The sequence below is a fragment of the Acinetobacter wanghuae genome, from assembly GCF_009557235.1.
Lineage (GTDB): Bacteria > Pseudomonadota > Gammaproteobacteria > Pseudomonadales > Moraxellaceae > Acinetobacter > Acinetobacter wanghuae.
The window spans coordinates 1,784,703-1,797,161 of record NZ_CP045650.1; the positions used below are offsets into that span (position 1 = coordinate 1,784,703).

The window sequence follows — 12,459 nt, forward strand, 5'->3', positions numbered from 1 at the left end:
ATCTACTCTGATGGCATTATTGAGACATCACCTATTCTTGCAATGCCATAAGCGCCATATTCTTGGACGATGGCAAGATTATTTTCATTCATATCCCCGAGAGCAAAGACGGGAATATCCACTCGTGAAGCAATGGATTTAAATTGCGCCCATTCCAATTTTGATCTTTCAGAATATGTTGTCGTATCGGATATAGTACAAAGCAATACGGCATCACAACCGATATCCACCGCATGTTGCACAGATTCAAAATTATAACAGGTAGCAAGATAACGTTTGCCTACGATTAACTCGCCTTTTTGTTTTGACATCAGTTGATGCGGTTCTAGATGCACTGATTTAATTTTGCCTTGCAACGCTAGATCCAAAGCCTGAAATAAAGAATCATTGATGATCAACTGATCTAAATGCTGTTGATCAATATTCTGTAGCAGTTGAACTTGATTTGAATCTGCATCAACACCCCAATACATCAATTGTTGATCTTTTAAAGTGAATAAGTCTGATAATTCCGCTGAAATTTTAATGTCTTTTTTCCAATACAAACGCTGAATCATAGCTATATTGGCTTTAGGAAATTTCAGATCCAAAAGTTGTGGGCGTGTATACCATGTCCACGGTTGTCGAATTTGATCTAATTGATTTATCGGTACATGCGCGAAAAATAAATGCAGATGAACAATCACATCCTCATATTCATGTCGAATAAAATCAAATGGATGCCAATCTATTATATCAATCCCAACTTCTTCAAAGACTTCACGTCGACATGCTTGCTTTGGTGTTTCACCCGCTTCAACCTTACCGCCCGGAAACTCATGTTTATTACCTTGATGCTGCTTTGCTTCGCGCCATCCAACAAGAATCTGCGTTTTAAAGTTTAAGATTGCAATCGCAACATGAATATTGGGCTTAGACATAAACTGATCATTTGAGAAATTTTGCTAAATTGTAAACGCAATCCGTTATTTTATACATTCTAAAAATCAGTCATTGACAGATCTATTCGATAATGATTATCATTTAAACCAATCCTAAAGCACACCACGGAGTCGATGGAATGAACGCACCTTTTAACTTATTTACCCGTAGTACAGAGCCGCATCATGCATTTCCAATGTTGCATTCAAATAACTTATTTGCACTCGGACGAGAAATTCGAATTATGCACGCAGGTGAGGAATATCGCTTACGCTTAACGCGTAATAATCGTTTAATTTTGACTAAATAAAAATCAAAAAAAACTAAAAAAATAAACGTGGTAAGTAGCAGTATGAATCAGCGCATACTGCTTTTTTTATTTCAGGATCGACCGTTTAAATTCAAGACGTACTTTAAGTCCCCCTAAAGGAGAGGATTCAATCAGTAAATCGGCCTGATGCAAGTCCATAATTTTTTTAACAATCGATAGCCCTAACCCTGAACCCTGTGTGTCCGTACCTAAGACACGATAAAAACGCTCTCCTAGCCGAGCAACGACATCAGCAGGCAGACCTTCTCCTGAATTTTCAATTTGTATAAAACAATGAGGATGATCAAACCCTGATTCAATCCGAATCTCACCATCTTCTGGGGTATATTTCAGTGCATTTTCAAGCAAATTACGCAAACAAATCAGTATAAAATCTTGATGTGCTTGAATCTCTATATGTTGAGAATATAACTGGACTTGGATATTTTTCTCTAAGAGTGCACTTTCATAGGGTGATAACGTCTTTTGAATTAAATCATCGATATTAAGCATTTCTGTTTGAATGGAATCGGTTGGATCTAAACGCGCCAAGAATAATAGGTTTTCAAGAATCGCTGTGCCACGTCTAACATCGGCTTGAATCACGGTTAAATCTGAACTTAAAGCTTCATTTTGCTGATATTTCCGCTTTAATAATTGCAAACGCAGTTGAATCGCTGAAAGTGGCGACCTCAACTCATGTGATGCATCTGCGGTAAAGCGCTGCTCAGATAAAATTGATTGCTCTACCCGTTTTAACATTAGATTTAACTGATCGACGATTGGTTGTAACTCTTGAATAGGCGGTTGTGGGTGATCAATGGGCGTTAAATCAAGTGCAGATTTTGATGAAATTGCCTGTGAAATATCTCTTAAAGGTTTTAACTGACGTTTAACCAAAATATATAAAATGACAAGCTGAATCAGCCACAGTAACAATAATACCAAGCTAAAACTGAGGATACTTTGCCAGACTTCTTCAAAACGAACATGCAGTGGCTGTACCACTTTGACATGAAGTTGCTCATTTTCAGCCGTGTAAATCCGTATAATCCGACCGTGGTCATAGTCAAAAGAATAACCTGACTTCGCGACATCTTGGGGATGAATATAGTGCTGACTTTGTGATGTTGTTAGAAGTTGATCATTCAAATAAAGTGCATATTCAATGTCGAATTCTTCACTTAAATCATCAATTTGATTGCCTTTGACTTGGTTGACATCCCCCAACAGAAATTCAGAGATTTCTTGCATAAATTCATCATGTAAATTCATGCTTTGGTAAATAGTAACGCCAATTAGGCAACACCAACCTAATAAACCAGCAAGAATAGAACTTAATAAAGCATTCTTAATCAGCTTATTTTGCAAAGAAATCGTTTTTAGAATCATTCAGGTGTAACCTTCGCCATACGATAACCTAGTCCACGCACGGTTTTGATCATTTCAGCACCAATCTTTTTACGCAATTGGTAAATAAAAACTTCAATCGCATTACTCTCGATTTCATCGCCCCATGCGTATAAAGATGCTTCCAGTTGTTCACGCGTGACAATATGTTCAGGCTTTTGCATGAGTTTATGTAAAATTTGAAATTCTTTAGCCGTTAAATTAACGGCTTGATCATCTTGCTTGAGGCTTTTGGCTTGTACATCTAACTGTAAATTTTGCCAAACCAACACGTCCGTCGCGGTCTGTTGATGCGATCGCAGTTGTGCACGAATACGGGCGGATAGCTCTTCTAAATTAAATGGTTTAACCAGATAATCATTCGCGCCTAAATCCAAACCTTGAATTCGATCTTGCAGCTGATCCCGTGCGGTGAGAAAAATAACTGGTGTGGTTTTTTGCCGTGACCTTAACGCCACTAAAATCTCATCACCCGATGCTTTTGGCAAACCACGATCAAGTAAAACACAATCATATTCATGCTGTTCGATGGCTAAAATGGCATGATCGCCACGTGCTACCCAATCAATCACATAGCCATCCATTTCCAACCAAGATTGAATACTTTCTGCCTGAGAAACATCATCTTCAGCCAACAAAATACGCATCGCAATATTCCTTATCTCTCTATCTAGATCATCTAAATAAATAGCGCAAAAAAACCACATGCTTTTTGTAAAGCATGTGGTTGAGTGTATCAGTGATTGATCAAACCACATTGATTAGAAGCGAACTTGATCCACATCAATTTCAACACGTTTTGTTGGTTTATAATCAATATCCACTTCACCAATAATCGTTACCGGTGTTTTTGCCGAAATGGGTTTACCCATCCAAAGTTCATCATCAATTTCAACATTGATTGAACCGGTGTTATCACGGAATTGATATTTTTCATCGCCTACTGATTTAACCACATAGCCTTTTAATTCAACTTTGCTATCATCTTTCATGGTTAATGCTTGTTTAACCGTGGTGACTTTTGCAAATGCTGCCTGATTTACCGCTTGGTTTGCAGTTGCAACAGTTGCCGCAGAAGCCAAAGTTGCTGTTACTAATAACGCTTTCATCATTGTTTTCATTGTGCTTACCTTTTAACTGTCTTGTTTCGATGAAGCTATTAAAACAGCTGAAGATGAATTGAATCTTAAGATGGCTTCATTTTAATTCAGTGGTACAACTCTTAGAACTTCTGCAAGTGTGGTCACGCCTTCAATCACTTTACGTGCACCTGCAATCCGAAGGGGTTCAACCCCTTCTTTTTTGGCTTGTTGGCGCAATTGATTCAAATCAGCACCCGCACCAATCAAATGTTTTGTGTCCAAACTTAGGGGCATAAACTCATAAATGCCGACACGACCTTTATAACCCGTATTACGACATTCTTCACAGCCCACAGGTTCAAAGACAAACTCAGGTCGATCAATCGGAAAATCTGACGTCAGATGTTTCCACTCTTGCTCTTGCATAAAGCCTTCACGCTTACAGTGTGGGCAAAGCGTTCTGACCAAACGCTGCGCCAAGACACCTAAGATGGTAGCTGCAGTTAAAAAGGGCTGTACACCTAAATCATGTAGGCGGGTCAGACTCGAAGGCGCATCATTGGTATGTAAAGTCGATAATACCAAATGCCCAGTTAATGCCGCCTGAATTGCCATATTGGCAGTATCATGGTCACGAATCTCACCGACCATAATGATATCGGGATCTTGTCGCATGAGTGCTCTAACGCCATCTGCAAAACCTAAATCAATACCGGTATTGACCTGCATTTGGTTAAAGCTTGGCTCCAACATTTCAATTGGATCTTCAATCGTACATACATTCACTTCATCCGTCGCGAGTTGCTTCAGCGTTGAATAAAGCGTGGTGGTTTTACCTGAACCTGTTGGTCCTGTGACTAAAATAATGCCATGACTATGATTGGTCAGATTGTTCCAATCATTGAGTAAATGCCCTTCAAAACCGAGTTGTTGGAAGCTTCTGACCAAAACCTCAGGGTCAAAAATACGCATCACTAATTTTTCACCAAAAGCTGTCGGCAATGTCGATAAACGTAGCTCGGTTTCTTGTCCTTTCGGCGTTCGGGTTTTTAATCGACCATCTTGCGGCTTACGTTTTTCCGCGACATTCATGCGACCTAAAATTTTAATCCGTGAAATCACCGCAGTCAGGGTATTCGCAGGCATGTTATAGATCGTATGCAATACGCCATCAATACGAAAACGAATTTTACCCGCATCCTTACGCGGTTCCATATGGATATCACTCGCCCCTTGTTCAAAGGCAAATTGCAGGACCCAATCGACAAGTTTCACAATATGTTGATCATTGGCATCGGGGTTTTGTGAATCCCCCAATTGTAAGAGTGCTTCTACCCCTTTATTTTCCCGCTCATAACTCCCTGACTTTTGTGAACCGCTGACTGCACGACTGACCTGATAGTATTCAGTCATGTAGCGCTGTAACTGCTCAGGATTAAGAAGCACACGCTCTATTTTTTTAGGGGCAATATTTTGTTGAAGATTTGACATCCATTCAATGCGATAAGGCTGATCCGTTGCGATCAGGATTTTATCTGCCAAGACTTCAACTGCTAAGATCCGGTTTCTGAGTGCATACTCTTGCGACATGACACTGGTCAATGCCTGAACATCTGCTTTAAGAGGATCGATAATATAAAAAGGCAAACCTGTTTTTTCAGATAACCACTGACAGAGACGATTTAAGGTTAAAGTTGATTGAGGATGACTTTGATCGACCAAATTAAAATGGGCAATCCATTGTAAAGGATGCCATTTCAGCTGTTCACGTTGACGATGTGTGGTTTGTACCAACATTCGCTCACGTTCAGTAATTTTATTTTCTTTTAGAAGTTGTTCTAGACACCAAGTTGTATCTATATCAAAGTCGAATTTCATTATTGTGTCCCCAAAGCTAGGGTTACTATAGCAAAAAACGACTTCGAGGGAATTGGCTTTAAGCCAAGTACTTTACAGAAGATAAAAAGGTGATGCTTCGTATTTTGATAGAGATAAAAATTATAGATTAATTATCTTAATGTTATCTTCTGAAACCTTAAACCTCACATCCAAACCTGCAAATTTCATCCCATACACACGTTCCTCATCATTTTGATACGCAGGACGTGGATCTAAAGATAAAACTTGTTTAAGCTCATTCACATTTTGAACGCTTAATTGACCTTGTTTCAGCAACATCTCTTTTTGAATGACTGCTTGTTCTGACCAAATCACTTGTTTTCGTTTCGGTTCTTCTTGCGCATAACCACTTTGCGCATCAACAACAGCATCTGAATATTGAATATAAGGTTTAATATCGATAATGGGCGTGCCATCAAGTAAATCACTCCCTGTCACATAAACGCGCACCGATTTACCCACTTTTTTAACGGCTTTAAGCTGAACAACAGATAAACCAATCGGTGCTGGGCGATACATACTACGTGTCGCAAAAACACCTATTTTTTGATTCCCCCCTAAACGTGGTGGTCGAACTTGCGGGCGAAACTGGGTTTTTTCTTGATTTTTATTATCATGAAACTGCCAAACTAGCCATAAATGACTAAAGGCTTCAATCCCTTCAAATGCTAATAAGTCATTATATGGCGGCTGCATTTCAATATAGCTTTCGACGTTGACCAAATTAGGCTGACGTGGAATGCCAAATTTTTCTTTATAGGGAGATTTCATTATACCAATTATTGGTATGGTTAATTCAGTCGTAATCACTTTTTTTGATAAGCTCAATTAAATATATTCAGTTTATCGAGAATGATTTTAGATTAGAATAGCAACCTGTTCTAATTTGATAATTTATGAGACCTTTAATGGCTGCGTTTAACGTCGAAAAGATTACTCACGTCCACCACTGGAATGACACTTTATTCTCTTTTAAAACGACTCGTGATGTCGCACTACGTTTTAAAAACGGTCAGTTTGTGATGATCGGCTTAGAAGTAAACGGTAAGCCTCTTATGCGTGCGTATTCAATCGCAAGCGCGAACTATGAAGAAGAACTAGAATTCTTCTCAATTAAAGTTCCAGATGGTCCTTTAACCTCTATTTTACAAAAAGTAAAAGTTGGCGATGACATTTTAGTGTCTCGTAAACCAACAGGTACTTTAGTTCTTGATGATTTAAACCCGGGTAAAAATTTATACCTACTTTCATCAGGTACAGGTCTTGCGCCTTTCCTTTCAGTTATTCGCGATCCTGAAACCTATGAACGTTTTGAAAAAATCATTGTGGTTCACGGTACGCGTTTCGTTTCAGAATTGGCGTATCAAGATTTAATTGAAAATGAAATTCCAAACCACGAATTCTTCGGTGAATTGGGTGCGAAAGAAAAACTCGTGTATTATCCAACGGTAACGCGTGAAGATTTCCATACCCAAGGTCGTGTCACTACTGCCATTGAAACTGGCGCATTATTTGAAAAAATTGGTTTGCCACGTTTTAACCCAGAAACAGATCGTGCAATGCTGTGTGGTTCTCCTGCCTTCCTTGATGATGTTGCAGCGTTGCTTGATCAACATGGTCTTAAAGAATCTCCGAAAATGGGTGTACTTGGCGACTACGTGATTGAACGTGCATTCGTTGAAAAATAAGCGTTAGAATTAATTTTTAAATTAAAAAACCGAGGCTTAGACTTCGGTTTTTTATTGAATTCTTTTATGCTTAAAAGCTAAAAAAACTGGCTTTCCTGTCTATTATTTCAACATGTGATCACACTTTTTAATTTAAATTTATTTTCTTTTTGGATATTAAAAAATATTTATGATTTGGATATTTGGCCTAATCACTTAGCATACATCTCCAATTCGTTATTTTAATATTCATTTAAATTTCAGATCTTTAAAGAAGAAAATCATATAATTATCTTGAGATTCAAGTTTCATGTTTAAAAAAACCAACAATTTTAATCAGGTTTTAAATTGCTAAATTATTAGACAAATATTTGATAATCCTGAGTATTTTACTAGGTTGAATATCAAAAAAATTCTTCTAAAATAAAACCATAAATTTTATATGTCTTTCGATTTAATCATGAGCATTACGCCTGTTACTGAACTCCTCTCACCTGCTGGTTCATTGAAAAATATGCGCTATGCTTTTGCCTATGGTGCAGATGCGGTCTATGCCGGTCAGCCACGTTATAGCCTGCGTGTTCGTAACAACGAATTTGATCATGACAATTTAGCGATCGGTATTTCTGAAGCGCATGCTTTGGGTAAAAAATTTTATGTCGTTGTCAATATTCAGCCGCACAATTCAAAACTGAAGAATTTCATTCGCGATTTAGAACCCATTATTGCCATGCAGCCTGATGCTCTGATTATGTCTGATCCAGGCCTGATTATGATGGTGCGCGAGCATTTTCCGCATATGGATATCCATTTGTCCGTGCAAGCCAATGCGATTAACTGGGCAACGGTCAAATTTTGGAAAAATATGGGGCTTACACGTGTGATTTTGTCACGTGAGCTCTCAATTGAAGAAATTGCTGAAATTAAGCAACACGTACCTGACATGGAACTTGAAGTGTTTGTTCATGGTGCACTCTGTATGGCATATTCAGGTCGTTGCATGCTGTCTGGCTACATGAATAAACGCGATGCCAACCAAGGCGCATGTACCAATGCTTGCCGCTGGGAATACAAAGTGCATCCATCTCAGGAAGATCAAAATGGCGATGTGATTCCTGTCAAATACATTGAAACTGAGTGCTGCTCAAAAGATGTAGATGAACAACATATGCAAGCCCAACATCAATTTGATGAGCCAGTACTCTTACAGCGTAATGATGAAGATCCATTCGTTGCAGAAGAAGATGAACACGGCACATATTTTATGAACTCTAAAGATTTACGTGCGGTTCAACATGTCGATCGCTTAACAAAAATGGGCGTACATTCACTTAAAATTGAAGGTCGCACCAAATCTTATTTTTATTGTGCTCGTACTGCACAAATCTATCGTAAGGCTATTGACGATGCTCTTGAAGGCAAAGCTTTTGATACTGCACTCATGACACAACTTGAAGGCTTGGCAAACCGTGGTTATACCGAAGGTTTTTTACGCCGCCATGGGCATAGTGAATATCAAAATTATGAAAATGGCTCATCGAGTTTTGAACATCAACAGTTCTGTGGCGAAGTATTAGAGCGCAATGGCAATTACATCAAAATTGATGTGAAAAACCGTTTTGTCGTAGGAGATAGCCTAGAGCTCATGACAACCTCCGGCAATATCACATTTGTATTGACACAGATGCAAGATTTAAAGGGCAACCATTTACTCGATGCCAAAGGTTCAGGTCATGTTGTAGAAATTCCAATTCCAGCCGATGTCGATATGCAGTACGCCCTGCTCATTCGTAACTTGCCAAAATCGCCCCAAAACATCACAGCAAGTGCATTGGCCTATCAAGCGAGTTAAACATGGCATTACTCATTACTGATAAATGCATTAACTGTGATATGTGCTTAGCAGAATGTCCGAATGATGCCATTTTTGAGGGCGATAAAATCTATGAAATTGATGTACACCGTTGCACCGAATGTGTGGGCTTTTATGAGCGTCAAACTTGTGTTGATGTCTGTCCAATTGAGTGCATTGTGCCACATCCTGAACATAGAGAAACACAAGAACAATTGATGCAAAAGTTTAAAGGACTGAATTTATTCAATTCTTAAGAAAAACTAAAACTGGTATAGCTTTTGCTATATATAGAATATACAGAGGGGAGCACAATAATAAGAGCAAAAACAAAAATAGCGAAACTGTAAGGGATAAAACAAAAATGTGAGGGGGCATTTTTATTTTAGACCATGCAGACATAAAAAAAGGAACTCGGTGTTAGCATCCAAAGTTCCTATAAAACGAGAATATTGAGAAAAACAATATTCAACTATAAAACCATTTAAATGGTCAGTGCGTTGGGGAGCTCACTGACCATTTTTCTTATCTAATCAACTCATTGTCCAGAACGGATGATGTAATCAAACGCAGAGAGTGATGCTTTCGCGCCTTCACCTGTGGCAATGATGATTTGTTTGTACGGTACAGTTGTACAGTCACCCGCAGCAAATACACCTTTCACGTTAGTTTCGTTGCGTTCGTTAATCACAATCTCACCACGGTTGGTTAATTCAACTTTGGTTTCTTTTAAGAAATCTGTGTTTGGTAACAAACCGATTTGTACAAAGATCCCTGCGAGCTCAACTGTGTGTTCTTCATCAGTTGCACGGTCTTTGTATTTCAAAGCTGTGACTTGTTTACCATCACCAACAACTTCAGTCGACAATGCATTTTTGATCACTGTGGTATTTGGCAAGCTGTTCAATTTATCTTGAAGCACTTGGTCTGCACGTAGTTTGGTATCAAACTCAACCAATGTCACATGCTCAACAATACCTGCAAGGTCAATCGCAGCTTCTACACCTGAGTTACCGCCACCAATCACAGCAACACGTTTGCCTTTAAAGAGTGGACCATCACAGTGTGGGCAGTACGCAACACCACGGGTTTTGTATTCTTGCTCACCCGGTACATTCATTTCTCTCCAACGTGCACCTGTAGACAGGATTACAGTTTTCGATTCAAGTTTTGCACCATTTTCTAGTGTTACTTCAACGAGTCCGTTTGCAGTCTCATCCGCACCTTTGATGTCAGACACACGTTGCAGGTTCATGATATCGACACCATATTCACGCACGTGTGCTTCCATCTCAGCAGCAAACTTAGGACCTTGTGTCTTTTGCACTGACGTGTAGTTTTCAATGTCCATGGTATCCATAACCTGACCGCCCATGCGTTCAGCCACGATACCAGTCTTGATACCTTTACGAGCCGCATAGATCGCAGATGTGTTCCCTGCAGGGCCACCACCAATCACAAGCACATCAAATGCATCTTTGCTATTTAACTTTTCAGCATCTTTCGCTGCAGAGTTGGTATCCAATTTGGCAATGATTTCTTCAAGTGTCATACGACCTTGACCAATATGTTCATTGTCTTGGAATACCATGGGTACAGCCATGATTTTGCGTTCTTCAACTTCGTCTTGGAAGAATGCGCCATCAATCATGGTCGCTGTTGTGCCTGGGTTGTAAATCGCGATCAAGTTCAATGCTTGAACCACGTCAGGACAGTTATGGCAGCTTAAAGATACAAACACATCAAAATCAGATTTGATGCCTAAGCCTTTAATAGAAGCCAACACTTCATCAGACACTTTTGGTGCATAACCTGAAGTTTGTAACAATGCAAGAATAAGTGATGTGAACTCATGACCCATTGGTAAGCCTGCGAAGTACACACGTGGTTCTTCACCTGCTTTTGCAATACCAAAGCTTGGTGCGCGTTTGTTTTGACCATCAAAACGAGCAGTCACTAAATTCGAAAGTGCAGCAACTTCAGTCACCAATTCTTTGATTTTGTCTGATTTATCAGAGCCATTTAAAGTCGCAACGATTTCGATTGGACCTTCTAAGCGTTCTAAAAGTGTTTTCAGTTGGGCTGTTGTATTTGTGTCTAACATTGCTAACGTCTCCAAAGGAGTAAATGTTTATTTGATGAAGCTATAGTAGTCCATTAATAAAAATAGTTAAAACAGTTTGTTTTTATATAAACGATCGTTTTTATAGATGATAAATCTACCAGGATTCTGAGCTTGCAGTAGATGTGAATTAAAGTTACACAGCGCCATAGTTAAAACTTAAGCGCTTCAGCTGGTTTCGCTTTAATTGAGGTTGATATAAAAATAGAATGCGTAAAAAAGCCCTGATAAACAGGGCAATGTTTTAATCTAAAATTCGATGTTCAATTCTTGCGGTTCGGGCTTGAATAGAGCGCGCCAGAAGATAAAAAATGACACTCAAAATAATGCTCACCACAATCAATCCCATTAAAAACAGTTTGACGATATCACTAAGTTGATTGGCTGTTTGCACCTGAGTCTTAACGCTCTCTGCGATTGGCGTCAGGGTCTTTTCATAAACTTGCTGCTGCATCACCCAAAGCTGTTCTGCCTTAAAACCATAGCGTTCGAATTTCGCATCTTTTTGTTCAGCTTCGACCAAAGCTGCCACATAGGGTTTTGCTGTAGCAAGGTCAGCAGGTTGATGTAATAACGCAGTTTGCGCCAACAAATAGGATTTAACGGGAACAGTAACGTTAGCACCTGCCAATGATTGCGCGATTTCACTTTCATGAATGTGATTCTCGTAATACACCAAGGCTTGATAAGCATTATCTTGATGATCGTTTAAATCATGCTGCCAATAGGTCAGCCCTGACCAAATCACAATAAAAGCAATCAACCATCCTACAAATTTCAACACAAAAGATTGAAAACGCACATAAAAATAGCGCAACTTCTTTAATAGGCTGATTGCCACAAAAGCACCGATAAAAGATGCAAAGATCTTCAAAATCAGCCAACCAAACCAACTCAGTAAACTTAAAAAGTAATCGGGGCTGTTACCGCCATAGGTAAACTGTTCATCTAAACTTACGGGCACATGTAGTTGTTGTACTTCAGTGCTTAAACCAAAGAAGCCATAAACCAAATCTTGCTGTAAGAATAAACCCACCACACTTGCAATCAAAATACTGCTACTTAATATTGCCAGTAAGCTGAGATTACGTTGGCGTTTTTTCAGTACAACAATCCCTGAGCTCAGATCATGATGTGAAACCGCATATTCATCTAATGGTGGCAATTTATGCTCCTCATCCTAGGCTTCAGACGCA

The 12,459-nt window shown here is 39.2% G+C and carries 12 protein-coding genes; 4 read left to right on the forward strand and 8 right to left on the reverse strand.

The genetic code is table 11. From position 1 onward, the window contains the following. Positions 1-2: 2 nt before the first annotated feature. Complete coding sequence (locus tag GFH30_RS08380; protein ID WP_153371801.1) at positions 3-920, reverse strand: NUDIX domain-containing protein; 918 nt, start codon at positions 918-920, stop codon at positions 3-5. Between the two features lie 140 nt (positions 921-1,060). On the opposite strand from GFH30_RS08380, the gene hemP reads away from it, so the two are divergent. Continuing rightward, on the forward strand, positions 1,061-1,231 hold the full coding sequence (gene hemP / locus GFH30_RS08385; RefSeq protein ID WP_153371802.1) for a hemin uptake protein HemP: 171 nt from the start codon (positions 1,061-1,063) through the stop codon (positions 1,229-1,231). A 66-nt stretch (positions 1,232-1,297) separates the two neighbouring features. Here the strand turns inward: hemP and GFH30_RS08390 are convergent, their stop codons facing one another. The 5 genes from GFH30_RS08390 to tsaA all read right to left on the reverse strand — a co-directional run bounded on the left by GFH30_RS08390 (position 1,298) and on the right by tsaA (position 6,429). Continuing rightward, positions 1,298-2,620, reverse strand: coding sequence for a sensor histidine kinase (locus tag GFH30_RS08390; protein WP_153373408.1), 1,323 nt, complete (start codon positions 2,618-2,620; stop codon positions 1,298-1,300). Then, positions 2,620-3,288, reverse strand: coding sequence for a response regulator transcription factor (locus GFH30_RS08395; protein ID WP_153371803.1), 669 nt, complete (start codon positions 3,286-3,288; stop codon positions 2,620-2,622). Before GFH30_RS08395 ends, GFH30_RS08390 begins: the two co-directional genes overlap by 1 nt. Positions 3,289-3,402: 114 nt before the next feature. Next, the gene (locus GFH30_RS08400; protein WP_153371804.1) at positions 3,403-3,762 is read right to left on the reverse strand and encodes a NirD/YgiW/YdeI family stress tolerance protein; all 360 of its coding nucleotides are present in this window, start codon (positions 3,760-3,762) and stop codon (positions 3,403-3,405) included. An 81-nt stretch (positions 3,763-3,843) separates the two neighbouring features. Beyond that, entirely contained in the window at positions 3,844-5,601 is a 1,758-nt protein-coding gene (locus tag GFH30_RS08405; protein ID WP_153371805.1) for a GspE/PulE family protein, read from the reverse strand. 120 nt (positions 5,602-5,721) lie between these two features. After that, positions 5,722-6,429, reverse strand: a complete 708-nt coding sequence (tsaA, locus tag GFH30_RS08410; RefSeq protein ID WP_153373410.1) for a tRNA (N6-threonylcarbamoyladenosine(37)-N6)-methyltransferase TrmO — start codon at positions 6,427-6,429, stop codon at positions 5,722-5,724. Between the two features lie 101 nt (positions 6,430-6,530). Between tsaA and GFH30_RS08415 the strand changes: the two genes are divergently transcribed. The 3 genes from GFH30_RS08415 (at position 6,531) to GFH30_RS08425 (ending at position 9,398) form a co-directional block, all read left to right on the forward strand. Continuing rightward, positions 6,531-7,310 (forward strand): ferredoxin--NADP reductase, encoded by a 780-nt coding sequence (locus GFH30_RS08415; protein WP_153371806.1) that lies wholly within the window; start codon positions 6,531-6,533, stop codon positions 7,308-7,310. Between the two features lie 421 nt (positions 7,311-7,731). Beyond that, entirely contained in the window at positions 7,732-9,141 is a 1,410-nt protein-coding gene (trhP, locus tag GFH30_RS08420; RefSeq protein ID WP_153371807.1) for a prephenate-dependent tRNA uridine(34) hydroxylase TrhP, read from the forward strand. Positions 9,142-9,143: 2 nt separating this feature from the next. Further along, the gene (locus tag GFH30_RS08425; RefSeq protein WP_153371808.1) at positions 9,144-9,398 is read left to right on the forward strand and encodes a YfhL family 4Fe-4S dicluster ferredoxin; all 255 of its coding nucleotides are present in this window, start codon (positions 9,144-9,146) and stop codon (positions 9,396-9,398) included. A gap of 281 nt (positions 9,399-9,679) precedes the next feature. On the opposite strand, the gene ahpF is transcribed toward GFH30_RS08425, so the two are convergent. Beyond that, the gene (ahpF, locus tag GFH30_RS08430; protein WP_153371809.1) at positions 9,680-11,245 is read right to left on the reverse strand and encodes an alkyl hydroperoxide reductase subunit F; all 1,566 of its coding nucleotides are present in this window, start codon (positions 11,243-11,245) and stop codon (positions 9,680-9,682) included. A 262-nt stretch (positions 11,246-11,507) separates the two neighbouring features. Beyond that, positions 11,508-12,428, reverse strand: coding sequence for a hypothetical protein (locus tag GFH30_RS08435; RefSeq protein WP_153371810.1), 921 nt, complete (start codon positions 12,426-12,428; stop codon positions 11,508-11,510). Between the last annotated feature and the right edge of the window lie 31 nt (positions 12,429-12,459).

Excerpts from the sequence above, each read along its gene's own strand:
- GFH30_RS08415 (WP_153371806.1), top strand. The coding sequence starts at position 6,531 with ATGGCTGCGTTTAACGTCGAAAAGATTACTCACGTCCACCACTGGAAT.
- GFH30_RS08405 (WP_153371805.1), bottom strand. The coding sequence starts at position 5,601 with ATGAAATTCGACTTTGATATAGATACAACTTGGTGTCTAGAACAACTT.
- GFH30_RS08395 (WP_153371803.1), bottom strand. The coding sequence starts at position 3,288 with ATGCGTATTTTGTTGGCTGAAGATGATGTTTCTCAGGCAGAAAGTATT.
- GFH30_RS08380 (WP_153371801.1), bottom strand. The coding sequence starts at position 920 with ATGTCTAAGCCCAATATTCATGTTGCGATTGCAATCTTAAACTTTAAA.
- GFH30_RS08425 (WP_153371808.1), top strand. The coding sequence starts at position 9,144 with ATGGCATTACTCATTACTGATAAATGCATTAACTGTGATATGTGCTTA.
- GFH30_RS08400 (WP_153371804.1), bottom strand. The coding sequence starts at position 3,762 with ATGAAAACAATGATGAAAGCGTTATTAGTAACAGCAACTTTGGCTTCT.
- trhP (WP_153371807.1), top strand. The coding sequence starts at position 7,732 with ATGTCTTTCGATTTAATCATGAGCATTACGCCTGTTACTGAACTCCTC.
- hemP (WP_153371802.1), top strand. The coding sequence starts at position 1,061 with ATGAACGCACCTTTTAACTTATTTACCCGTAGTACAGAGCCGCATCAT.
- ahpF (WP_153371809.1), bottom strand. The coding sequence starts at position 11,245 with ATGTTAGACACAAATACAACAGCCCAACTGAAAACACTTTTAGAACGC.